We start from the raw sequence: 24,256 nt of genomic DNA, 5'->3' as shown, positions 1-24,256 counted from the left end.
CGGAAGATGGCGGCATCGCAGGACAAGGTCGTCGAGGCCCTCCGGGCTTCGGTGAAGGAGCGGGACCAGCTCCGCAAGCAGAACCAGCAACTGGTCAACGCCGCCAGGGAGCCGATCGCGATCGTCGGCATGAGCTGCCGCTTCCCCGGCGGCGTCGCCACTCCCGAGCAGCTGTGGGACCTGGTGGCTTCCGGCGGTGACGCGATCACGCCGTTCCCGTCGAACCGGGGCTGGGACCTCGAAGGGCTCTTCGACGCCGACCCGGACCAGTCCGGCAGCACCTACACGCGCGAGGGCGGTTTTGTCCACGACGCCGACCAGTTCGACCCCGAGCTGTTCGGGATTTCCCCGCGCGAAGCCCTCGCCATGGACCCCCAGCAGCGGCTGCTGCTGGAGGCGTCGTGGGAGCTGTTCGAACGCGCTGGCCTGTCGCCGACCGGGATCCGGGGCAGCCAGGTCGGCGTCTTCATCGGCGCCTCCAACCAGCCCTACGGCGCCGAGCTGACCGCGTTGCCCGAAGGCGTCGAAGGCCACCTGCTGACCGGGAACGTCAGCAGTGTCGTCTCCGGCCGCGTCGCCTACACCTTCGGTCTCGAGGGCCCCGCGGTCACTTTGGACACCGCGTGTTCGTCCTCTTTGGTGGCGCTGCACCTCGCCGTGCAGGCGCTGCGGTCCGGCGAGTGCTCGATGGCGGTGGCGGGCGGTGTCACCGTGATGTCGAGCCCCGCCGCGTTCATCGAATTCAGCAAGCAGCGCGGGCTTTCCCCCGACGGCCGCTGCAAGCCGTTCGCCGCCTCGGCCGACGGCACCGGGTGGTCCGAAGGTGTCGGCCTGCTCCTGGTGGAACGGTTGTCCGACGCGCGCCGCAACGGGCACGACGTGCTCGCCGTCGTCCGGGGCAGCGCGGTGAACCAGGACGGCGCCTCGAACGGGCTGACCGCCCCGAACGGTCCCGCGCAGCAGCGGGTGATCCGGCAGGCGCTGACCGGTGCCGGGCTGTCGGCGTCCGATGTGGACGCTGTGGAGGCGCACGGAACGGGGACCACGCTCGGCGACCCGATCGAGGCGCAGGCGTTGCTCGCGACCTACGGCCGGAAGCGCGCTGGGGACCGGCCGCTGTGGCTGGGCTCGGTGAAGTCGAACATCGGGCACACCCAGGCCGCGGCCGGGGTGGCCGGGCTGATGAAGATGGTCCTCGCCATGCGGCACGGGGTGCTGCCGCGCAGCCTGCACATCGACGAGCCGAGCCCGCACGTGGACTGGACCGCGGGCGCGGTCTCCCTGCTCACCGAGAACGTCGACTGGCCGGAAGTGGACCGGCCGCGCCGTGCGGCGATCTCGTCGTTCGGCATCAGTGGCACCAACGTGCACACGATCCTCGAACAGGCGCCCGCTGTTGTCGCACCAGCGGAGGATCGTGAACCCCCGACCCGTCCTGTGCCCTGGGTGCTGGCCGGTAAGACGCCCGACGCACTGCGCGCGCAGGCCGCCCACCTCGTGTCCACTGTGGACGACGTGGCGGACGTGGCGCTCTCGCTCGCGACCACCCGCGCGACGCTCGAACACCGCGCCGTGGTGGTCGGCCGCGACCACGACGAGTTCCGGCGCGGCCTCACCGCGCTCGCCGAGGGCGGCGCCGCGGGGAACGTCGTCACCGGGGTGGCCAGGGGTACCGCCGTCGCGGCGGTGTTGTTCTCTGGTCAGGGTTCTCAGCGTGCGGGCATGGGTCGCGAGCTATATGGGGAGTTCCCCGTTTTCGCGGACGCGCTCGATACCGTGTGCGCGCATCTGGACACCCATCTCGACCGGTCCGTCAAGGAGCTGATGTTCGCCGAGGACGGCGAGCCGCTCGACCAGACCCAGTACACGCAGGCTTCCTTGTTCGCGCTGGAAGTCGCGCTCTACCGTCTTGTCGAGTCGTGGGGCGTGCGTCCCGAGTTCGTGACCGGGCATTCGATCGGTGAGCTGACCGCCGCGCATGTGGCGGGCGTGCTGTCGCTTGAGGACGCTGCGACGTTGGTGGCGGCTCGGGGCCGGTTGATGCAGGCGCTGCCCGCGGGCGGTGCCATGCTTTCGGTGCAGGCCTCCGAGGAGGAGATCAAGCCCTTGCTGGAAGGGCTTGAGGACCGGGTGTCCATCGCGGCGATCAACGGGCCGAGGTCGGTCGTGGTCGCTGGTGACGAGGACGTGATCGCCGGGTTCGAGTCGGCGTGGGAGTGGAAGACCAAGCGCCTCAAGGTTTCGCACGCGTTCCACTCGCCGCGGATGGAACCGATGCTCGCGGAGTTCCAGCGCATCGCGGAAGGGCTTTCGTTCCACCAGCCGAAGCTCGCCGTGGTGTCCAATGTGACCGGTGCGGTGCTGTCGGCCGCCGAAGTGACCGACCCGGCGTACTGGATGCGGCACGTGCGCCAGGCGGTGCGGTTCGCGGACGGCGTGCGATCGCTGCGCGCACAAGGGGTTTCGGCGTTCCTGGAGCTGGGCCCGGACGGGATCCTCACCGGGATGGCGCAGGAGTCCGTTTCGGACGTCGCCGTGGTGCCCGCGCTGCGCCGCGACCGGGACGAGGCGGAGGCCCTCACCGCCGCACTGGGCCGGTTGCACACCGCTGGTGTGCGGATCGACTGGCCTGCCTACTTCGACGGCACCGGCGCGCGCCGCGTGGACTTGCCGACCTACGCCTTCCAGAACCGGCGCTACTGGCTGGAAAACCCCGACGAACTCCCCGAAGACGCCGCCCCCGTCGATGCCGTCGACGCCCAGTTCTGGGACGCGGTCGAGCGGGAGGATCTGCAGGTGCTGGCGAGCACGTTGCAGGTGGGGGTGGATGATCCGCTCAGTGCAGTGTTGCCCGCGTTGTCGGCGTGGCGTCGTCGGCGCCGCGAGCAGTCCACTGTGGATGGCTGGCGGTACCGGATCTCCTGGCAGCCGCTCACCCCGGGGCCCGCGGTACTGTCCGGGACCTGGCTCGTGGTGTCCACCGACGCCGTCGGCGAACACCCGGTGGCAGATGCGCTCGCTGCGCACGGCGCCGAGGTCGTCCGGATCGAACTGGCGGCAACCGGCCTGGACCGCGCCGCGGTCGCCGAACGCCTCCGCGCGGCCGCGGCGGACCAGGCACCGACCGGTGTCGTGTCCCTGCTGGACCTCTCCGGCACGCTCACCTTGGTGCAGGCGCTGGAGGATTCCGGTCTCGACGGTGCACTGTGGACGCTGACGAGGGGCGCGGTCTCCACGGGTGGCCGTGAGCAGGTCGACCCCGTGCAGGCGCAGTTGTGGGGCTTCGGCCGGGTCGCCGCGATGGAACTCCCGCGGCGCTGGGGAGGTCTGGTCGACCTCCCGGCGGATCCGGACGAGCGGGCGTGGTCGCGCCTGGTGTCGGTCCTCGCCGGTGGTGGTGAGGACCAGGTCGCGGTGCGGCCGTCCGGGGTGTTCGGTCGTCGCCTGGTGCGGGCCCCCGGAGCGGGAGCCGAATGGACGCCGCGAGGCACGGTTCTGGTGACCGGTGGTACGGGTGCGTTGGGTGCGCGGGTGGCTCGGTGGTTGGTGGCCAGCGGTGCTGAGCATGTGGTGTTGACGTCGCGTCGGGGCCGGGATGCCGTGGGTGCCGTCGAGTTGGAGGCGGACCTTGTCGCGGCGGGTGCGCGGGTGACGATCGTGGCGTGCGATGTGGCGGATCGGGACGCGGTGGCGGCGTTGCTGGAGCAGGTTCCGGTGGACGCGGTGGTGCACACCGCGGGGATCGTCGATGACGGGGTGCTGGATTCGCTGACGCCGGAGCGGGTGGCGCGAGTTCTTCAGCCGAAGGTCGCGGGTGCGGTGAACCTGCACGAGCTGACCGCGGGCATGGACCTGTCCGCGTTCGTGCTCTTCTCTTCTTTCTCCGGCACCGTGGGCAGTCCCGGACAGGCCGGATACGCCGCCGCAAACGCTTTCCTGGACGCACTCGCCGAACAACGCCACGCCGAAGGACTCCCCGCGACTTCGATCGCCTGGGGGCCGTGGGCCGGTGGCGGAATGGCCGACGCCGAGGTCGTCGACCAGCGCGCGCGGCGAGGTGGCGTCCCGCCGTTGTCGCCGGACCAGGCGCTGCTCGCACTGGGGCAAGCCGTCGCGTCGGGTGACCCGTTCGTCGCCGTCGCGGATGTCGTGTGGGACCGGTTCGGCGCCGGGGTGCTTTCGGCGCGGCCGAGCGCCCTGCTCGGCGACCTGCCCGAGATGCGGGCACTGCTGGCGGCCGAAGCACCGGCCGAGGTGGGCGGTTCCGAGTTCCTCGGTCAGCTGGCGGGCTTGTCGGCGGGGGAGCGGCACGAAGCGCTGCTCGACCTCGTTCGCGCGTACGCCGCCGCTGTGCTCGCCTACCCGGGACCGGAGTCGGTCGACCCGGAACGGGCCTTCCGCGACCTCGGCTTCGATTCGCTGACCGCGCTGGAGTTCCGCAACCAGCTCGGCGCGGCGACCGGGCTGGCGCTGCCCGCCACGATCGTCTTCGACTACCCGACGCCGGACGTGCTGGCCGTACATCTCGCGGACGAGCTGGGCGGCGCCGAGGCGGTCACCGCGCGGACGGTGTCGTCGGTTCCCGCGGACGAGCCGATCGCGATCATCGGGATGAGCTGCCGCTTCCCCGGCGGTGTCTCGTCGCCGGAAGAGCTGTGGCAGCTCGTGGTTTCCGGTACCGACGCGATGGGCCCGTTCCCCGCCGACCGCGGCTGGGACGCGGGTGGTCTGTACCGGCCGGATCCCGGCAACGGCAGCCCCGACGAGGGCGGTTTCCTCCGGGACGCGGGCGAGTTCGACCCCGCGTTCTTCGGCATTTCACCCCGCGAAGCGCTGGCGATGGACCCGCAGCAGCGGCTCCTGCTCGAAGCGTCGTGGGAGGCGTTCGAGCGCGCCGGGATCGACCCCGCCGCCGTGCGGGGCACCAGCACCGGTGTCTTCGCCGGGACCAACGGCCAGGACTACGCCGCCGGGTTCGCGATGTCCCCCGGCGCGTCCGACGGCGTCGAAGGCTTCCTCGGCATGGGCAACGCGGCCGCCGTGGTGTCCGGCCGGGTCTCGTACGTGTTCGGCCTGGAGGGCCCGGCGGTCACCGTGGACACCGCCTGTTCGTCATCTTTGGTCGCGCTCCACCTCGCCGCGCAGGCGCTGCGCTCCGGCGAGTGCACGATGGCGCTGGCCGGTGGTGTCACGGTCATGTCGACGCCGAGCACGTTCGTCGAATTCTCGCGTCAGCGGGGGCTCGCGTCGAACGGCCGGTGCAAGGCGTTCGCGGCGGCGGCCGACGGCACCGGCTGGGGCGAGGGCGTCGGGATGCTGCTCGTCGAGCGGCTTTCGGACGCCCAGCGCAACGGCCACCGGATCCTGGCCGTGGTGCGGGGTTCCGCGATCAACCAGGACGGCGCTTCGAACGGGTTGACGGCGCCGAACGGTCCTTCGCAGCAGCGGGTGATCCGGCGGGCCCTTGCCAACGCGCGGCTCGACGCGTCCGATGTGGACGCGGTGGAAGCGCACGGCACCGGCACGACCTTGGGTGACCCGATCGAGGCGCAGGCACTGCTCGCGACCTACGGCAAGGACCGAGGCGAACCGCTCTGGCTCGGTTCGGTGAAGTCGAACTTCGGCCACACCCAGGCGGCGGCCGGAGTCGCCGGCGTGATCAAGATGGTCATGGCGATGCGGCACGGCGTGCTGCCCGCGACGCTGCACGTGGACGAGCCGACCCCGCACGTCGACTGGTCCGCCGGTGCCGTCTCGCTCGTCACCGAGACCATGCCGTGGCCGGAAACCGGCGCGCCGAGGCGTGCCGCGATCTCCGCGTTCGGCGTCAGCGGCACCAACGCGCACACCATCATCGAGCAGGCACCGGCCGCTGAAGCCGTCGTACCGGTCTCCCAGGAGACCGGAGTGCTGCCGTTCGTGCTCTCGGGCAAGGGCGCGGAGACGGTCCGCGACCAGGCCACCCGCCTGCTGTCGCATGTGGACGGAAATCCCGAGCTGTCCATCGCGGACCTCGGCTTCTCGCTCGCCACCACCCGCGCCCGGTTCGACCACCGCGCGGTGGTGCTGGGATCGGACCGCGACGAGCTGCGCCGCGGCCTCGAAACCGTGGTGACGCAGGGATCTTCGGCCGCCGTGCTCGACGGCGTCGCCACGGCGCGCGCGAAATCCGCGATCCTGTTCTCTGGTCAGGGTTCGCAGCGTGCGGGGATGGGCCGGGAGCTATATGGGGAGTTCCCCGTTTTTGCTTCCGCGTTGGATGCGGTGTGTGTGGAACTGGACAGGTCCCTGGATCGTCCGGTGAAGGAGTTGATGTTCGCCGGGGACGGTGAGCTGCTCGACCAGACGCAGTACACGCAGGCTTCGTTGTTCGCGCTCGAAGTGGCGCTCTACCGGCTTGTCGAGTCGTGGGGCATCCGACCCGATTTCGTGACGGGGCATTCCATCGGTGAACTGACTGCGGCGCATGTCGCGGGTGTGTTGTCCCTTGAGGACGCTGCGGCGTTGGTGGCGGCGCGGGGCCGGTTGATGCAGGCGCTGCCTACGGGTGGCGCGATGCTTTCGGTGCAGGCGACCGAAGCTGACATCGCACCTCTGCTGGAAGGGCTTGAGGACAAGGTTTCGATCGCGGCGGTCAATGGGCCGAGGTCGGTCGTGGTCGCCGGTGATGAGGATGTGATCGCCGGGTTCGAGTCGGCGTGGACCTGGAAGACCAAGCGCCTCACGGTGTCGCACGCGTTCCATTCGCCGCGGATGGAACCGATGCTGGCGGAGTTCCGCCGGATCGCCGAAGGGCTGTCGTTCCAGGAACCCCAGATCCCCGTGGTGTCCAATGTGACCGGTGCGACCGCGGACGTGACCGACCCCGAGTACTGGGTCCGGCACGTGCGCGAGACCGTGCGGTTCGCCGACGGCGTCCGGTACCTGGCAGACCAGGGCGTGTCGGCATTCCTGGAACTGGGCCCCGACGGTGTCCTCACCGGAATGGCGTCGGAGTCCCTTTCGGACGCCGCACTGGTACCGGCCCTGCGCCGCGACCGCGACGAGCCGCGGGCACTGGTCACCGCGGTGGCCGGACTGCACGTCGCCGGTGTGGCCGTCGACTGGGCCGCGTTCTTCGCCCCGACCGGCGCCGTCGCGGTGGACCTGCCGACCTACGCGTTCCAGCGGCAGCGGTACTGGCCCGAGGCGGGTCTCCTGCCCGTCGCGTCTGACGCGCCCGACGCCGGGTTCTGGGACGCGGTCGAGCGCGAGGACCTCGAATCGCTCGCCGAGACGCTTCGGATCGACGGTGACCAGCCCTTCAGCGCGGTGCTGCCCGCGTTGTCGTCGTGGCGGCGGCAGCGGCGGGACCAGTCCACCGTGGACGACTGGCGGTACCGGGTCACCTGGAAACCGCTCGACACCACCGGCGAAGGCATCTTGACCGGCCGGTGGCTACTGGTGGTCCCGGCGGGCCACGATGGCGACTGGGCGGATGAAGCGCTCACGGCCGCGGGCGCGCAGGTGAGCGTTCTCCACCTCGACGAAGACGATCTCGATCGCGAAGCGCTGGCTGGAAGGCTTCGAGACGAAGCGCCGCTCAGCGGTGTGGTGTCGCTGCTCGGGACGGACGAACGGGCGTCGGCGGAGTTCCCGGTGGTGCCGGCCGGCGTCGCCGGAACGCTGGTGCTCGCCCAGGCGATGGCCGACGCCGGGCTGGAATCGCCGCTGTGGTCGGTGACCAGTGGCGCCGTGTCGATCGGCGGATCCGACCGGCTCGGCAGCCCGGCGCAGGCGCTGGTGTGGGGCCTCGGCCGGGTCATCGGCCTCGAACAGCCGCGTCGCTGGGGCGGCCTGATCGACGTACCCGAGACCGTCGACGAGCGCGCACGCGCGCGGTTCGTTTCGGCGCTGGCCGGGATCGCGGACGAGGACCAGGTCGCGGTGCGGTCCTCCGGGGCCTTCGGGCGCAGGCTGGTCACCGCCGCGACCGGGGACGCGCCACCGGTACGCGAATGGCGTCCACAAGGGACAGTGCTGGTCACCGGCGGCACCGGTGCGCTCGGTGCGCAGGTCGCGCGCTGGCTCGCCCGGCGCGGTGCCCAGCACCTGGTGCTGACTTCGCGCCGCGGCTGGGAAGCCGACGGCGTCGACGCGCTCGCCGCCGAGCTGACCGAACTCGGATCAGCCGTGACGGTCGAAGCGTGCGACACCGCCGACCGCGACGCACTGGCCGACGTGCTGGCCTCCATCCCGGCGGAGTACCCGCTGACCGCCGTCGTGCACGCCGCCGGGGTCGGCCAGTCCGCCGCTGTGACCGACACCGGGGTCGGCGAGTTCGCCGACGTCGTTTCGGCGAAGGTGGCCGGTGCGGCGCACCTCGACGAGCTGCTCGGTGACACCGAGCTGGACGCCTTCGTGCTGTTCTCCTCCAACTCGGGGGTGTGGGGCAGCGGCGACCAGGGCGCGTACTCGGCAGGCAACGCCTTCCTCGACGCGCTGGCAGAACAGCGCCGCGCCCGCGGGCTCACCGCGACCTCGGTCGCGTGGGGCGCCTGGGCAGGCGGCGGCCTCGCCAGTGGCGAACTGGCCGAGGCGCACCTGCGTCGCCGCGGGATCGCCGTGATGGCACCGGAACTGGCGCTGTCCGGGCTGGCGGCCGCGGTCGAGCACGACGACACGTGCGTCGTGGTGGCCGATGTGGACTGGGAGCTGTTCGCGCCGACGTTCACCGCGGCGCGCCCGCGCCCGCTGATCGGCGACCTGCCCGCGGTGAAGCGCGCGCTGGCGGAGTCCGAACCGGACGGTGACCCGGGATCGGTGCTGGCGCACCGGATTTCCGGGCTGCCCGAGGCCGAGCGGCGGCGCACCGTGCTGGAGCTGGTCCGCGCCGAGGCCGCCGCGGTGCTCGGCTACGCGGGCGCCCAGCAGGTCGAGCCCGGCCGCGCGTTCCGCGAACTCGGCTTCGATTCGCTGACCTCGGTGGAGATGCGCAACCGGCTGACCGCGGCCACCGGGCTGCGCCTGCCGTCGACCGCGGTCTTCGACCACCCGACCCCGGTCGCGCTGGCGGATTTCCTGCTGGCGCAGGTCGTCGGCGCCGACGCCGTACCGGTCACCGCGCCGGGTGCCGCCGGAGCCGACGAGCCGATCGCGATCGTCGGGATGAGCTGCCGCTTCCCCGGCGGGATCTCGTCACCGGAGGACCTGTGGCAACTCGTGCTCGCGGGCGGCGACGGGATCTCGGTGAGCCCGGCCGACCGAGGCTGGCGGCTCAATCCCGAAGACGCCCCCGAAGGCGGTTTCGTCTACGACGCCACCGAGTTCGATCCGTCGCTGTTCGGGATCTCCCCGCGCGAAGCGGTGGTCATGGACCCGCAGCAGCGCCTCCTGCTGGAGTCGGCTTGGGAGGCGCTGGAACGCGCCGGTGTCGACCCGCACTCCGTCCGGGGCACGCGAACCGGGGTGTTCGCCGGTGCTTCGGCCTCCGGTTACGGCATCGGGGTCAAACTTCCCGAAGGGGCGGAAGGGTTTTCGCTCACCGGGAGCGCGGGCAGCGTGGTTTCGGGCCGGGTGTCCTACGCGCTCGGGCTGGAGGGCCCGTCGCTGACCGTGGACACCGCGTGCTCGTCGTCGCTGGTCGCGTTGCACCTGGCGTGCCAGGCACTGCGCTCGGGCGAGTGCTCGATGGCGCTGGCCGGTGGTGTCGCGGTGATGGCGACCGCGGGCGCGTTCGCCGAGTTCGAACGCCAGGGCGGGCTCGCCGGTGACGGTCGGTGCAAGTCCTTTTCGGACGACGCGGACGGCACCGGCTGGGGCGAAGGCGTCGGCATGCTGCTGGTGGAGCGCCTCTCCGACGCGCGGCGCAACGGGCACACCGTGCTCGCGGTGGTCCGCGGTTCGGCGGTCAACTCCGACGGCGCGTCCAACGGGCTCACCGCGCCGAACGGCCCGGCACAGCAGCGCGTGATCCGCGACGCGCTGGCGAACGCGCGGCTGTCCGCGTCCGATGTGGACGCGGTCGAAGCGCACGGCACGGGCACCGTGCTCGGCGACCCGATCGAGGCGCAGGCGGTGCTCGCGACCTACGGCCAGGACCGCGAGGAGCCGCTCCTGCTCGGTTCGGTCAAGTCGAACCTCGGGCACACGCAGGCCGCTGCCGGTGTCGCCGGGATCATCAAGATGGTCATGGCGATGCGGCACGGAACGCTCCCGAAGACCTTGCACCTCGGCACGCCTTCGTCGCATGTGGACTGGTCGGCGGGCGCGGTGTCGTTGCTGGCCGATGCCGTGGCCTGGCCGGAAACCGGGGCGCCGCGCCGTGCCGCGGTTTCCGCGTTCGGCGTGAGCGGTACCAACGCGCACACCATTCTCGAACAGGCGCCCGCGATCGACGCCGTCGTGGTGGACCGTCCCGTGGTGGACCGTCCGGTGGCGTGGCCGCTGTCGGGCAAGTCCGCGGACGCGGTGCGCGCGCAGGCCGTCCGGCTTCTGTCGCGTGTGGACGAATTCGCCGACTTCGACGTGGCGCTTTCGCTGGCCACTACGCGCGCGGCGCTCGAACATCGGGCGGTCGTGCTGGGCCGTGACCGCGAAACGCTCCTCGGCGGGTTGCGCGCGATCGCCGACGGCGAGATCGCGGCGTCGGTCGTCTCCGGTGTCGCCAGGGGAGAGACCGCTTCGGCGGTGTTGTTCTCGGGTCAGGGTTCGCAGCGCGCGGGCATGGGTCGCGAGCTATATGGGGAGTTCCCCGTTTTCGCCGATGCGCTCGACGCGGTCTGCGCGCATTTGGACACGCACCTGGACCGCCCCATCAAGGAGCTGATGTTCGCCGAGGACGGCGAATTGCTCGACCAGACCCAGTACACGCAGGCTTCCCTCTTCGCGCTCGAAGTGGCGTTGTACCGCTTGGTCGAGTCGTGGGGGATCCGTCCGAACTTCGTGACCGGGCATTCGATCGGTGAACTGACGGCGGCGCATGTGGCCGGGGTCCTCAGTCTCGAAGACGCGGCGGCTTTGGTGGCCGCGCGGGGCCGGTTGATGCAGGCGCTGCCCACGGGTGGGGCGATGCTTTCGGTGCAGGCCACCGAGGATGAGATCACGCCGCTTCTGGAGGGGCTCGAAGAGCGGGTTTCGATCGCGGCGATCAACGGGCCGAGGTCGATCGTGGTCGCGGGCGATGAGGACATCATTGCCGGGTTCGCGTCTTCGTGGGAATGGAAGACCAAGCGGCTCGCGGTGAGCCACGCGTTCCATTCGCCGCGGATGGAGCCGATGCTGGCGGAGTTCCGCAAGGTCGCCGAGAGCCTGAGGTTCGAAGCGCCGGGGATTCCGGTGGTGTCCAACGTGACCGGTGCGGTCGCCGACGTGACCGACCCCGGGTACTGGGTGCGCCACGTCCGCGAGGCGGTCCGCTTCGCCGACGGTGTGCGGTACCTGGAAGGCCAAGGGGTTTCGGCGTTCCTGGAACTGGGGCCGGACGGCGTGCTGACCGGGATGGCCGGGGACAGCATCGAATCCGCGACGCTGAGCACCGCGCTGCGCCGCGACCGCGATGGGGCCGACACGCTGACCGCGGCCGTCGCCGGGCTGCACGCCGCCGGGGTGCCGGTGGACTGGCGAGCCTTCTACGCGGGTACCGGTGCCCGAACCGTGGACCTCCCCACTTACGCCTTCCAGCGGCAGCGGTACTGGCTCGACGCCGCCGAGGAAGGCGGGGTCGGAGACGCCGTCGACGCCCGGTTCTGGGACGCGATCGAACGCGAAGACTTCGGATCCATGAACCTCGACGGGGACCAGCCGCTCCGCGAGGCGCTGCCCGCGCTGTCGTCGTGGCGGAACCAGCTCCGCGAACAGTCCGTTGTGGATGGTCTGCGGTACGCGGTGGTGTGGAAGCCTCTCAGCGTTTCGGGGCAGGTGTCCGGCCGATGGCTGGCAATCGGGGAGGTCCCCGCTTTGCCGGGCGCCGACCTGGTCCGGGTCGACCTCGGCGAGCGCGCGGACCTGGCGGCCACGCTCGGCGATCTGGAGCCCGGTTTCGCCGGGGTGCTGGTGGCCGCGGACCTCTACGGGTTCGTCGCCGCGGTGCAGGCGCTGCAGGACGCCGACGTGGACGCCAGGATCTGGGGCGTGACGCGGGGCGCGGTCGCCGTCGGCACCGAAGGCGCCGATCCCGATGCCGCACTGGTGTGGGGTGCCGCGCGCTCCGTCGCACTGGAGTACCCGCTGCGGTGGGGCGGCATGGTCGATCTTCCCCCGGCGCCGGACGAGCGGACCGCGGGCCGGTTCGCGAGCGCGGTGGGTTCGGGTGAGCCCGAGGTAGCGGTCCGCGGTGGCGGGCTGTTCGCGCGGCGGCTGGCGCCCGCACCGTCCCCTGTGGACGTTCCGGAGTGGACGCCGGACGGCACGGTGCTGGTCACCGGCGCCACCGGCGCGCTCGGTGCGCACGTGGCGCGGTGGCTCGCGGGCCGCGGCGTGCCCGGCATCGTGCTGATGTCGCGGCGCGGGCGCGACGCGGACGGCGCGGCCGAGCTGGCCGAGGAGCTGACTGCGGCCGGTGTCGCGGTGTCGTTCGCCGCGGCCGACGCGGCGGACCGCGACGCGGTGGCCGCGGTGCTCGCCGAACACGAGGTGCGCGGCGTGGTGCACGCGGCGGGCGTGGTGGACGACGGCGTGGTGGGTTCGCTGACCGCGGACCGGATCGCCGCCGTGCTGCGGCCGAAGGCCGACGCGGCCCGCGTCCTGCACGAGCTGACCACCGATCTCGACTTCTTCGTGGTGTTCTCGTCCGTCGCCGGGGTGTGGGGCGGTGCGGGACAGGCGAGCTACGCGGCCGCGAACGCCTACCTCGACGCACTGGTCGCGCAGCGGCGCGCCGACGGCCTCGCCGGGACCGCGATCGCGTGGGGCCCGTGGGCCGGTGGCGGGATGGCCGCGGCGGGCGGGATCGAGGACCGCGCGCTCCGCGGCGGCCTGACCCCGCTCCGCCCCGAACTCGCGGTGAAGGCGCTCGAAGGCGCGCTCGCCGCGGACGACGGTTCGGTGACCGTGGCCGATGTCGACTGGTCCGTCTTCGGCGCCGGCCGCACCGCCGGTCTGCTGGCGGATCTGGTCGAGGCGCGGTCGATCGAGCTCGCCGAGGTCACCGGGTTCGCCTCGCGCGTGGCGGGGTTGCCCCGTGCGGAGGCCGCCGACGAGGTGCTCGGCGTGGTGCGGTCGCTGGTGGCCGCCGTGCTCGGGTACGGCAGCGCCGACGAGGTCGACGCGGACCGCGCGTTCCGCGATCTCGGCTTCGATTCGCTGACCGCGCTGGAGCTCCGCAACCAGCTCGGCGCCGCGGTGGAGCGCTCGCTACCCGCCACGCTGGTGTTCGACTACCCGACCCCGCTCGTGCTCGCCGACCACCTGGTCGATGAGCTCGCGGGTGCCGGTGCCACGCCGTCGGCGGTGGTGAGCGCGGTGGCACCGGACGAGCCGATCGCGATCGTCGGGATGGCTTGCCGGTTCCCCGGCGGAGTGTCCACTCCGGAGCAGTTCTGGGACCTGGTCCTCTCCGGTACCGACGCGCTCTCGGAGTTCCCGTCGGACCGCGGCTGGGACCTCGCGAGCCTCTACGACCCCGACCCGGACCGCGCGGGCACTTCTTACGTGCGCGAGGGCGGTTTCCTGCACGGGGCTTCGGGTTTCGACCCGGTGTTCTTCGGGATCTCGCCCCGGGAAGCCCTTGCCATGGACCCGCAGCAGCGGTTGCTGCTGGAAACCGCGTGGGAGGCCTTCGAGCGCGCCGGGATCGATCCCGCCACCGTCCGCGGTAGCGCGACCGGTGTCTTCGCGGGCACCAACGGGCAGGACTATTCGACCAACGTCGCGCTGAGCGAGGAGAACCTCGAAGGCCACCAGGGCACCGGGAACGCGGCGAGCGTCGTGTCCGGCCGAGTGTCCTATGTGTTCGGTCTCGAAGGACCGTCGCTCACCGTGGACACCGCGTGTTCGGCTTCGCTCGTCGCGCTGCACCTCGCCGCGCAGGCGCTGCGTTCCGGCGAATGCGATCTCGCGCTCGCTGGCGGGGCCACGGTCATGGCGACCCCCGGCACCTTCACCGAGTTCTCCCGCCAGCGCGGCCTGGCCACCGACGGCCGGTGCAAGGCGTTCGCCGAGGCGGCGGACGGCACCGGCTGGGGCGAGGGCGCCGGACTACTGCTCGTGGAACGGCTTTCCGACGCCCGCCGCAACGGACGGCGGATCCTCGCCGTGGTGCGCGGCAGCGCGGTGAACCAGGACGGCGCGTCGAACGGCCTCACCGCGCCCAACGGCCCCGCGCAGCAGCGGGTGATCCGGCAGGCGCTGGCCAGCGCGCGGCTCGAACCGTCCGAAGTGGACGCTGTCGAGGCGCACGGCACGGGAACCAAGCTCGGTGACCCGATCGAGGCGCAGGCACTGCTGGCGACCTACGGGCAGGACCGGGAAAAGCCGCTGTGGCTGGGCTCGGTCAAGTCGAACATCGGGCACACCCAGGCGGCCGCCGGGGTCGCCGGGATCATCAAGATGGTGATGGCGTTGCGCCACGGCGTATTGCCACCGACGCTGCACGTCGACGAACCGTCGAGTCACGTCGACTGGTCCGCGGGCGCGGTTTCCCTGCTGACCGAGGCCACCGCGTGGCCGCGGACCGGTGCGCCCCGCCGCGCGGGGGTGTCGTCGTTCGGGGTCAGCGGCACGAACGCGCACACCATCCTCGAACAGGCACCGGAAGCGGAAGTCCCGGAGCCTGCCGAACCCACCGCGGCCGTGCCGTGGCTGTTGTCCGCCAAGAACCCCGAGGCGCTGGCCGCGCAGGCCGCCGCGCTGCGTGCGCACCTGGACCGCGTCGACCACTCGGCCGCCGACGTCGCGCACACCCTGGCCACCGCGCGCACCCGGTTCGACCACCGCGCGGTCGTCGTCGGGGCCGATCGCGAGGCACTGCTGTCCGGCCTGGCCGCGCTCGCGGACGGGACCCCGTCGGCGAACGTCGTGACCGGGAACGCGGCGGGACGGGCGAAGTCCGCGGTGCTTTTCTCGGGTCAGGGTTCGCAGCGTGCGGGGATGGGTCGCGAGCTATATGGGGAGTTCCCCGTTTTCGCGGACGCGCTCGATGCCGTTTGCGCGGAACTGGACAAGTCCCTGGATCGTCCGGTGAAGGAGTTGATGTTCGCCGACGATGGTGAGCTACTCGACCAGACGCAATACACGCAGGCTTCGTTGTTCGCACTGGAAGTCGCGCTCTACCGCTTGGTCGAGTCTTGGGGCGTGCGGCCCGACTTCGTCACCGGGCATTCGATTGGTGAGCTGACCGCGGCGCATGTGGCCGGGGCGTTGTCGCTTGAGGACGCTGCCGCGTTGGTGGCGGCACGGGGCCGATTGATGCAGGCCTTGCCCAGCGGTGGGGCGATGCTTTCGGTACAGGCCACCGAAGCCGAAATCACACCGCTCCTCGAAGGACTCGAAGAGCGAGTTTCGATCGCGGCGATCAACGGGCCGAGGTCGGTCGTGATCGCCGGTGACGAAGAAGTCATCGCCGGGTTCGAGGCGTCCTGGGAGTGGAAGACGAAGCGCCTCGCGGTGAGCCACGCGTTCCATTCGCCGCGGATAGAGCCGATGCTGGCGGAGTTCCGCGAGATCGCGCGCGGTCTGTCGTTCCAGGAGCCGAAGCTGCCGGTGGTGTCCAATGTGACCGGTGCGCTGGCGAAGGTGACCGATCCCGAGTACTGGGTTCGGCACGTGCGCGAGGCGGTTCGGTTCGCCGACGGCGTGCGCTACCTGGAAGACGAGGGTGTGACAGCGTTCCTGGAGCTGGGCCCCGACGGTGTCCTGACCGGAATGGCGCGCGAAAGCGTCGAATCCGCCACGCTGGTGACGGCACTGCGCCGCGACCGCGACGAGCCGCAGACCCTGATCACCGCGCTGGCCGGTCTGCACGTCGCCGGTGTCCCGATCGGCTGGCCGCTCCCGGGACGGGTGGTCGACCTGCCGACCTACGCCTTCCAGCGGCAGCGGTACTGGCTCGACCTGCCCACCGCCGAGTCGTTCCGGGCCGCCGGTACCGCCGACGCGGTGGACGCCCGGTTCTGGGACGCCGTTGAGCGCGAGGACCTGGAGGCGCTCGCGGGAACGCTCGAAGTCGACGGCGACCGCTCCGCGCTCGGCGACGTGCTCCCCGTGCTGTCGTCGTGGCGGAAACAGCGGATCAGCCGGTCCACAATGGACGACTGGCGGTACGCGATCACGTGGAAGCCGCTCACCACCGGGTCGGCGGCGTTGTCCGGGACCTGGCTCGTGGTGACCGGTCCGGACGAAGCACCCTCGTGGGTGGCCGACGCGATCAGTGCGGCGGGCGCCGAGGTGGAGCTGCTCGAACTCGCCGACGCCGATCGCGAGGAGATCGCGGCCAAGCTCGCCGCCTTCGATGAGCTGTCGGGCGTGGTGTCCCTGCTCGGTGCCGACGAGACACCGAGCGAGGCGCACCCGGCGTTGCCCACCGGGCTCGCCCGCACGCTGGCGCTCGTGCAGGCCATGGCGGACAGTGGGCTCGACCGTCCACTGTGGCTGGTTACCCACGACGGAGTGTCGGTAGGCAAGGCCGATTCCCCGGCGACCCCGGCGCAGGCCCGCGTCTGGGGCTTCGGCAGAGTGATCGGACTGGAGCACCCGCGCCGCTGGGGCGGACTCGTCGACCTGCCCGTCGAAGGCGACCAGCGGGCGCGCGGGCGGTTCGCCGCCGTGCTCGCGGGGATCGGCGACGAGGACCAGCTCGCGGTGCGCGACTCCGGCGTCTTCGCCAGGCGCCTGGTCCGTTCGCCGCTCGGCGATCGCGCACCGGTGCGCGAGTGGCGTCCACAAGGGACGGTCCTGGTCACCGGCGGCACCGGTGCGCTCGGCGGGCACGTCGCCAGGTGGGCCGCCGAGCACGGCGCCGAACACCTCGTGCTGACCTCACGCCGCGGCCGCGATGCCGCGGGCGCCGCCGAGCTGGAAGCCGAGCTGACCGCGCTCGGCGCGCGCGTCACGATCGCCGCGTGCGACGTGGCCGACCGCGAGTCGGTGCGCGCGCTGCTCGACGAGCACGGACCGATGTCCGCGGTCGTCCACGCCGCGGGCGTCGGGCAGGCCACGGCGTTGACCGACATGGGCTTCGCCGACGCGGGTTACGTGCTCGACGCGAAGGTCACCGGCGCGCTCAACCTCGACGAGCTGCTCGGTGACGCCGAGCTGGACGCGTTCGTGCTGTTCTCCTCCAACGCCGGAGTGTGGGGCAGCGGCACGCAAGCCGCCTACGCCGCGGCGAACCACGCGCTCGACGCGCTGGCCGAACAGCGGCGCGCACGCGGCCTCACCGCGACCTCGATCGCTTGGGGCGCTTGGGGTGGAGGCGGACTCGCGGCCGGCGAGGCCGCGGAGGACCACCTGCGCCGCCGCGGTGTCCTCCCGATGGCGCCGGAACTGGCGGTGTCCGCGCTCGTGCGGTCGGTCGAACACGACGAGACGTTCGTCGCGGTGGCCGATGTGGTCTGGGCGAAGTTCGTGCCCGGGTTCACCGCCGAACGGGCGCGCCCGCTCATCGACGAGATCCCCGAAGTCCGCGACGCCATCGCGGCCGCGCAACCGGATGTCGCTTCCACCGGTTCCGCGTTCGCCAACCGGCTCGCCGGGCTCGCCGACGGCGAGCGCCGGAGCACAGTGCTGGAACTGGTCCGCGCCGAGGCCGCCGCGGTGCTCGGGTTCGCCGGGCCGCGGGAGATCTCGCCGGCCCAGGCGTTCCGCGATCTCGGTTTCGACTCGCTGACCGCCGTGGAAGTGCGCACCAGGCTCGCCGCCGCGACCGGGCTGAAACTGCCGAGCAGCCTGGTCTTCGACTATCCCAACGCGACTGTCCTCGCCGAACACATCCTGGCCGAGGTCACCGGTGGCGAAAGCAGCGCGGCCGCACCGGCCGCGGTGGCCGTCGCGGCGGACGAACCGATCGCGATCGTCGGGATGAGCTGCCGCCTGCCCGGCGGGGTCGCCTCGCCGGAGCAGTTCTGGGACCTGCTCGTCGAAGGGCGCGACGCCATCTCGACCTTCCCCGGCAACCGCGGCTGGCCGATCGACCCGGCATCGGACGAGGTCCCGGTCGGCGGTTTCGTCGAAGGGGCAACGGATTTCGACGCGACGCTGTTCGGCATCTCACCACGGGAAGCCCTCGCCATGGACCCGCAGCAGCGGCTGCTCCTGGAAGCGTCGTGGGAGGCACTGGAACGCGCGGGTGTCGACCCGCTTTCGTTGCGCGGCAGCCAAACCGGCGTCTTCGCGGGCGCGTCCAGCTCGGGCTACGGCACCGGGCTCGCGTCAGTGCCCGAAGGCGTCGAGGGCTACCTGCTCACCGGGACCGCCGGCAGCGTGGTCTCCGGACGGGTCTCGTACGCGCTCGGGCTCGAAGGCCCGGCGGTCACCGTCGACACCGCGTGCTCCTCGTCGCTGGTCGCGCTGCACCTGGCGTGCCAGGCACTGCGCCAGGGCGAGTGCACGATGGCCCTGGCCGGTGGTGTCGCGGTGATGGCGACCCCGGCGGCGTTCGTGGAGTTCGACCGCCAGGGCGGGCTTGCCGGTGACGGGCGGTGCAAGTCCTTCTCGGAGTCCGCGGACGGTACGGGCTGGGGTGAGGGTGTCGGCATGCTCTTGGTGGAGCGGCTGTCGGACGCGCGTCGTAACGGGCACGAGGTGCTTGCGGTGGTGCGGGGTTCGGCGGTGAACCAGGATGGTGCGTCGAACGGGTTGACGGCGCCGAATGGTCCTTCGCAGCAGCGGGTGATTCGGCAGGCGCTGGCGAGTGCGCGGCTCGCACCGTCCGATGTGGACGCTGTGGAAGCGCACGGCACGGGCACGGTGCTCGGTGACCCGATCGAGGCGCAGGCGCTGCTCGCGACCTACGGCCAGGACCGGGAACGCCCGCTCCTGCTGGGCTCGGTCAAGTCCAACATCGCGCACACCCAGGCCGCGGCCGGGGTCGCCGGCGTGATCAAGGCGGTGCTCACGCTCCAGCGCGGTGTGCTGCCGAAGAGCCTGCACTCCGGTGATCCGACGTCCCATGTGGACTGGACCGCGGGCGCGGTCTCCCTGCTCGCGGAGAACACGCCGTGGCCGGAGACCGGTGCGCCGCGCCGGGCCGGTGTCTCGGCGTTCGGGGTGAGCGGGACGAACGCGCACGCCATCCTGGAACAGGCCGTCGAAGAACCCGCGCCCGAGGTGGCGAGGCCCGCCGCGGCCGGCCCGGTGCCGTGGGTGTTGTCCGGCAAGACCGAGGCCGCGATGCGCGCGCAGGCGAGCATCCTCGCGTCCGCTGTGGACAGTGAGAACGATCTCGACGTGGCGTACTCGCTCGCGACGACGCGCGCGTCCTTGGAGAACCGCGCGGTCGTCACGGGCAACGACCGCGACGAACTGCTGCGCGGGCTTTCCGCGCTGGCAGGCGGGACCCCGGCCGGCAACGTGGTCACCGGAGTCGCCCGCGGTGAAGGGCGTTCGGCGGTGCTGTTCACCGGCCAGGGCTCGCAGCGCGCCGGGATGGGCCGGGAGCTGTACGCGGCGTTCCCGGCGTTCGCCGACGCGCTCGACGCGGTGTGCGCACATGTGGACAAGCATGTGGACAGGCCGGTCAAAGCCCTCATGTTCGGCGAGGACGCCGAAACGCTTGGCCAGACGCAGTACACCCAGGTCGCGTTGTTCGCGCTGGAAGTGGCGTTGTACCGGCTCGTCGAATCGTGGGGTGTGCGCCCGGACTTCGTGGCGGGCCATTCGATCGGCGAGGTGACCGCGGCACACGTCGCGGGGGTTCTGTCCCTTGAGGACGCCGCGGAGCTGGTGGCGGCACGAGGCAGGTTGATGCAGGCGCTGCCGTCCGGCGGGGCGATGCTTTCGGTGCAGGCCACCGAAAAGGACGTCGTGCCCCTGCTCGAAGGGCACCAGGACAGGGTCTCGATCGCGGCGGTCAACGGGCCGACGTCGATCGTGATCGCGGGTGAGGCCGAGGCGGTCGCCGAGATCGAATCGAACCTCACCGCCAAGACCAAGCGGCTGGCGGTCAGCCACGCGTTCCATTCACCGCTGATGGAGCCCATGCTCGACGAGTTCCGCCGCGTGGTCGAAGGACTGGCGTTCGAGGCGCCGCGGATTCCCGTGGTGTCCAATGTGACCGGTGGCGTCGCGGACGTCACCGAGCCCGGGTACTGGGTGCGGCACGTGCGCGAGGCGGTGCGGTTCGCCGATGGTGTGCGCCACCTCGAAGAACAGGGTGTGACGACGTTCCTGGAACTGGGCCCGGACGGTGTGCTGACCGGGATGGCGCGCGAGAGCACCGAAACCGCCACCCTCGTCACCGCACTGCGGAGGGATCGCGGTGAAGTGGAAGCGCTCGTGGCCGCTGTCGCACGGTTGCACGCGTCCGGTGTCGTCGTGGACTGGCCCGCCTACTTCGCGGGGACCGGCGCGAGGACGGTTCCGCTGCCGACCTACGCGTTCCAGCGCGAGCGGTTCTGGCTCGACTTCACCGTCGGCGGTGCCGACATGTCCTCGGCGGGGGTCGCTTCGGCGGCGCACCCGCTGCTGGGTGCCGCGGTGGAACTGCCGGAGGGCGGCGGGTGCGTCTTCACCGGGAGGATCTCCCTCACCACGCACCCGTGGCTGTCCGGGCACGCGCTCGGCGGCACCGTGCTGGTGCCGGGCACCGCGCTGGTGGAGCTGGCGATCAGGGCCGGTGACGAACTCGGTTACGGGGCGCTGGAGGACCTCACCCTGGAGCTGCCGCTGGTGATGCCGGAGCAGGGCGCGATGCTGCTCCGCGTCGTGCTCGGCGAAGCCACCGACGACGGCAGGCGTTCGCTCGCGCTCTACTCGCGCGCGGAGTCCGATTCGGACGGTCCGTGGAACCGCAACGCCGTCGGCGGGCTCACCGAGACGGTGCCGGAGCCCGCAATGGACCTCATGGCGTGGCCGCCCGCCGGTGCCGACGTGGTGTCCACCGACGACATGTACGCGGGGCTGGCCGAGTCCGGGTTCACCTACGGCCCGGCGTTCAGCGGCCTGCGCACCGTGTGGGCGACGGCGGACGCGGTGTTCGCGGAAATCGAGCTGCCGAAGGAGTTCCACGACGACGCGGCCCGGTTCGGCATCCACCCCGCGCTGTTCGACGCGGCACTGCACCCGCTCGGCCTCGGGGTGCTCGCCACCGGCAACGACAGTTCCGGGCCAGGCCTGCCGTTCGCGTGGACCGGCGTGACGCTGTACGCGAAGCAAGCGACCGCACTGCGGGTGAAGGTCAGCGCCGCGCCGTCGGGCGGCGTAACGATCTTCGCCGCCGACGCGAACGGGGCGCCGGTCGCCTTCGTCGAGTCGCTGGTGCAGCGGCCCGCCGCGACCGAACGGCTCGTCGCGCCCACCTCGTCGGCGCAGCACGACTCGCTGTACGAGGTGAGCTGGGACGCGGTGGCGCCCGCCACCGGCTCGGGTTCGGTCGTAGTGCTGGGCGAGGACGCGCTCGGCATCGGCGCCGAGTCCTACCCGGACCTGGATGCCATGCCGGAAGCCGATTTCGTGGCCGTCGCGATCGTGCCGAAGTCCACAGTAGACGCCGACGGTGTGCGCGCGGCGACCGCGGACGTGCTCGAACTCCTGCAGCGCTGGCTCGCCGAGGACCGGTTCGCCGACGCGAAACTGGTGGTGTGCACGCGAGGTGCGGTCGCGGTCGCCGGTGAACCGGTGACCGACCTCGCCGGTGCGACGGTGTGGGGCCTGGTGAAATCGGCGCAGGCGGAGAACCCGGGCAGGATCGTCCTCGCTGATCTCGGTGAAGGCACCGCGCCCGCCGTCGCCGATCTCGTCGCGACGGGTGAGCCGCAGCTCGCGGTGCGCGGTGACAGCGTGTTCGCGCCGCGGTTCGCGCGAGTGGGGACCTCCTCGCTTGTGCCGCCCGCCGACGGCCCGTGGCGGCTGGACGTGACCACGCCCGGCACCATCGACAACCTCGCGCTCGTCCCGTGCCCGCAGGTGCTCCAGGAGGTGCCCGCCGGACAGATCCGGATCGCGGTGCGCGCCACCGGCGTCAACTTCCGCGACGTGCTGATCACGCTCGGCATGTACCCGGGCGAAGCGGTGATGGGCACCGAAGCGGCCGGTGTGGTGCTCGAAGTCGGTGCCGGAGTCGAAGGGCTCGAACCGGGCGACCGCGTGATGGGCGTGGTCGAGTTCGGCTTCGGCCCGGTCGCGGTCGCCGACGCGCGGATGGTGGCGCGCGTGCCGGACGGGTGGTCGTTCGAGCAGGCCGCTTCGACCCCCGCGGTGTTCCTGACCGCCTACTACGGGCTGGTCGAACTGGCGAACACGCAGCCGGGCCAGTCGGTGCTGGTGCACGCCGCGGCCGGCGGCGTCGGGATGGCTTCGGTACAGCTCGCGAAGCACCTCGGCGCCGAGGTCTACGGCACCGCGAGCCCCGGAAAATGGGATGTGCTGCGGGAGATGGGGCTCGACGACGAGCACCTCGCCTCCTCGCGCGACCTCGACTTCGAACGGCGGTTCCCGTCCGGGATCGACGTCGTGGTCAACTCGCTGACCGGTGACTTCACCGACGCGTCGCTGCGGCTGATGCGCCACGGCGGCACGTTCGTCGAACTGGGCAAGGCCGATCCGCGGGACCCTGCGATGGTCGCGGCCGAGCACGGCGGCGTCGCGTACCGGTCCTTCGACCTCGGCGACCCCGGCCCGGCCGGGATCGAGAAGATGTTCGTCGACCTGCTCGCGCTGTTCGAAAAGGGCGTGCTGGCACCACTTCCGGTGAAGACCTGGGACGTCCGCAGGGCAGGCGAGGCGTTCCGGTACATCAGCCAGGCCAAGCACGTCGGCAAGGTCGTGCTGACCATGCCGTGCGCGCTCGACCCGGACGGCACGGTGCTGGTCACCGGTGCCACCGGGACGCTGGGCTCGCTGGTGGCGAGGCACCTGGTGACCGAACGCGGCGTCAAACACCTGGTGCTGGCGTCGCGGCGGGGCCGGGACGCCGAGGGCGCCGCCGAGCTGGAGGCCGAGCTGTCCGCGACGGGCGCCGAGGTGACCGTCGTGGCCTGCGACGCGGCGGACCGGGAGTCGCTGCGGTCCGTTTTGGACGGTATCGCGCTGGACCACCCGCTGACCGGGGTGGTGCACACCGCGGGTGTGCTCGACGACGGCATCGTGTCCTCGCTGACCCCGGAGCGGCTCGAGAAGGTGCTGCGCCCCAAGGTCGACGCGGCACTCAACCTGCACGAGCTGACCAGGGGCACCGATCTCGCCCAGTTCACGCTCTACTCGTCGATCGCCGGTGTGCTCGGCGGCGCGGGGCAGGGCAACTACGCGGCGGCGAACTCGTTCCTGGACGCCCTTTCCGGGCAGCGCCGCGCCGAAGGCCTCGCCGGGCAGTCGCTCGCGTGGGGAATGTGGGCGCAGAGCAGCGGGATGACCGGGGAGCTGTCCGACGCCGACCTGAAGCGCATGGGCAGGGGCGGTATCGTCCCGCTCGCTTCGGAGCAGGGGCTCGCGCTGTTCGACGCATCGTCCACAGTGGATGAAGCGGTGGTGGTACCGGCCAGGCTGGACACCGATTCGCTCAAGACGGCCGATCCGGCGAGCCTGCCCGCGCTGTTCCGCGGCCTGGTCAGGGCCGGCAGGCGGGCGGCGGCCGGATCGTCCGCGCCCGACGGCGGTGCGCTGGCCGACCGGCTGGCCGGGCTCATCGCGGACGAACAGGTCGAGCTGTTGCTGGACCTGGTCAGGGCGTACGCGGCCGCGGTGCTCGGGCACGCCGGACCCGAGGCGATCGATCCGTCGCTGCCGTTCCAGGAGCTGGGCTTCGATTCGCTGACCGCGGTGGAGTTCCGCAACCAGGTGAACGCGGCAACCGGGCTGCGGCTGCCCGCGACGCTGGTGTTCGACTACCCGACACCCGCCGCGCTCGCCGACCACCTGCGCGAGAAGCTCGCGCCGGCGGGGGGCGAGGCGAACGCGGGGCTGGCGGAGCTGGACCGGCTGGAGGCGTTGCTGTCGGCGGACTCGCTCGACGGCGTGCTGCGGGCGCGGATCACGGCCAAGCTGCGTGCGCTCGCGAGCGAGTGGGGCAGTGCGGAGGAGAGCGAGGCCGTGGCGGACGAGCTCGACGCGGCGACGGACGATGAGATGTTCGACTTCATCGGCAAGGAATTCGGGATTTCGTGATGCGGGTTTTCCCTCGTGTGAA

The 24,256-nt window shown here is 71.8% G+C and carries 1 protein-coding gene; it reads left to right on the top strand.

The window, feature by feature from the left end; translation table 11 throughout:
- Positions 1-6 precede the first annotated feature (6 nt).
- A complete protein-coding gene (locus HUW46_RS48255; RefSeq protein ID WP_254126007.1) occupies positions 7-24,234 on the top strand; it encodes a type I polyketide synthase in 24,228 nt (8,075 codons plus the stop codon).
- Positions 24,235-24,256: the final 22 nt, after the last annotated feature.

The organism is Amycolatopsis sp. CA-230715, assembly GCF_018736145.1.
Lineage (GTDB): Bacteria > Actinomycetota > Actinomycetes > Mycobacteriales > Pseudonocardiaceae > Amycolatopsis.
The sequence above is the reverse complement of the archived record's forward strand: the minus strand, read 5'-3'. Positions and strand labels throughout refer to the sequence as shown.